General features: G+C 65.6%; 2 protein-coding genes. Both read right to left on the reverse strand.

Annotation, left to right across the window (positions count from 1 at the left end; translation table 11 throughout):
• Positions 1-78: 78 nt before the first annotated feature.
• Positions 79-1,482: a GntP family permease gene (locus AC5JJ6_RS08125; protein WP_496041551.1), complete on the reverse strand. Its 1,404-nt coding sequence runs from the start codon at positions 1,480-1,482 to the stop codon at positions 79-81.
• Positions 1,483-1,536: 54 nt separating this feature from the next.
• Complete coding sequence (gene denD, locus AC5JJ6_RS08130; protein ID WP_496041552.1) at positions 1,537-2,493, reverse strand: D-erythronate dehydrogenase; 957 nt, start codon at positions 2,491-2,493, stop codon at positions 1,537-1,539.
• Positions 2,494-2,687 lie beyond the last annotated feature (194 nt).

Below are 2,687 nucleotides of genomic sequence, written 5' to 3' on the forward strand. Positions count from 1 at the left end.
GCGAAGCGGCAGCCGACATGAACGCGCCTGCTTGTCGGCTGCCGCTTCGCTTTAGCCGACCTACGAAATTCAAGACTCTCAGCCGAAGACGGCGTCGGCGATCAGCAGCGTGACCATGGCGGTGCCCCAGCAGAGCGTGGTCGGGACCGACCATGTCAGCATCTGATGCTTGGCATTCTTAACACCCAGCATGCGGTTGACGACCCAGAAATAGCTGTCGTTGAAGTAACCGAAGACCATCGAGCCGATTGCGGCGGCCTGTGCCGCGAACACCATGTTGACGTCGGGGATCTGCATCAGGATCGGCGCGGAAATCGAGGCGCCGGTGATCATCGCGACGGTGCCGCTGCCTTGGATCAGGCGGACCAGAGACGAGATCACGAACGGGATCAGCACGGCCGGCAGCGGCAGGGTCGCGACCAGTTCGCCCATGTACTGGCCGGTGCCGCTGTCGCGGAGCACCGCACCCAGTGCGCCGCCGGCGCCGGTGACCAGCAGGATGATGCCGGCGCTCTCGACGCCCTTCTCCATCTCCGCGATGACTTCGCTGCGGGGACGGCGGTTCGCCAGACCATAGACCGCCACGACAACGCCGAGACCGACGGCGATGACCGGGTTGCCGACGAAGGCGACGATCTGGACCCAGGCGGCCGATGCCAGATCAGCGTCGCCGCTGGCCTTGACGATGCCGCCGATCAGGGTGTTGACGAAGATCAGGACGATCGGGACGACGATCGGCATCACCGAGAGCCACAGCGGCGGCAGTTCCGGCGTGCGGGCCTTTTCTGCCTCGGCGAACTGCTGGTAGGCGACGCTGAGGGTTTCGCCGGTGTCGCGCTCGATCATCGCCTCGATGCGCGGCCCCATGAAGCGGGCGTACCAGATCAGGACGAAGGTGCTGGGCAGGGTCAAAACCACGCCCCAGAAGATCATCAGGCCGATGTCGATCCCGAAGATGCCGGCGACGCCGAGCGGGCCGGGTGTCGGCGGGACCGCGTGGTGGGTCAGCATCAGGCCGCCGGCCAGCGCGATGCCGAGCGTCAGCAGCGACTTGCCGGTGTTCTGGGAGAGCGCCCGGACCAACGGGCTGAGGATCACAAAGGCGCTGTCGCAGAAGATCGGGATCGACACGATGTAGCCGGTCGCCGTCATCGCCCATTCCTCGCGCTTCTCGCCGAGGAAGCGGACGAAGCTGAGCGCCATGCGTTCCGCAGCGCCCGAAATCTCCAGGATACGGCCCATCATGACGCCGAAGCCGATGACGAGGCCGATGGTCGAGAGGGTAGCACCGAAGCCTGTCGTGATCGATTTGACGACCGCATCGGGCGCCATTCCTGCGGACATGCCGGAGATCGACGACGCGATTACCAGGGCCAGGACCGGATGGATCTTGGTGCGCAGCACCAGCACGATCAGGATGAAGATTGCGAAGGCCAGGCCATAGATGGCCGTTGGACCGACTGCGGATACCGCGCCGTTCATGAGGTACTTCCTTGGGCTTTACTTATTGATTGCTTGAGCGCGGACGCTGTTGCGTCAGCGCGCCTGATCCTGCCGGTAGCTTTGGACGACGCTGTCGAAATCCTGGTCACGGGTGAAACCGAGCGACAGGGGCCGCGACACGTCGAAGTCGCCGGGCCAGTTCAGCACGATCTTCTTGATCCGCTCGTCCTCCACCAGGGTGACGCGGGCACGGGCTTCGGCGCCGCCGATCCGCTCCAGGCTGGCTAGCATGTCGGCGACGGTCACGCAGATGCCGGGCAAGTTGAGGGTGCGGCGGCCTTCCAGCTTGTCGCCGTCCACGGCGCCGGCATGGATCAGGTTCCGGATGACGGTGGCGGGGGAGGACAGCCACAGGCGGGTGCCGGTCGGCACCGGGCAGACGCTGTCGAAGCCGGCCAGCGGTTCGCGGATGATGCCGCTGGCGAACGACGACGCGGCGGCGTTGGGCTTGCCGGGACGCACCACGATCGTCGGCAGGCGGCAGACCCGGCCGTCGATGAAGCCTTTCCGCGAGAAGTCGTTGACCATCAGCTCGCCCATCGCCTTCTGAGCGCCGTAGGACGACTGCGGCAGGACGGCGATGTCCTCCGGCACCACGTCGGGCAGCTTGCCGCCGAACACGGCGAGCGAGCTTGCGAAGACGAAGCGGGGAGGGTTGGGCAGCTTGCGGGCGGCTTCCAGCAGCGTCCGGGTGCCGTCGAGGTTTACCGCCATGCCAATGTCGAACTCGGCTTCCGCCTGCCCGCTTACGACGGCGGCGAGATGGTAGATGGCCGTTACGTCGGGCGTGATGACGGAGTTGATGAAAGCGGCGTCGGCGATGTTGCCGATGACGGACTGGACGCGGGGGTCATCGACCGGGCACGCCGCCAGATCGACGGAGACGATCGAGGCGAACTGTGGGAACCCGGCGGGAGGTTGGCCGGAGAGCAGCGTGGAGATCAGGCGGGCGCCAAGGAAGCCGGCGCCGCCGGTGACGACGAGTTTCATGGGTGAACTCCCCATTACGGTGGATTTGATTTTAGTGGCGTGGCGGAGATCACTCCGCGATATGCACCGATATGCCGATCTTGCAGATCGCGTCGCGGACGCTGTCGGCCAAACCGCCGTCTGTGACGATGGCGCTCAGCGCTTCCAGCGGGACGGCGTTGAAGGTGCCGACCTTGCCGTATTTGCTGCTGTCG

The organism is Skermanella sp., assembly GCF_059503625.1.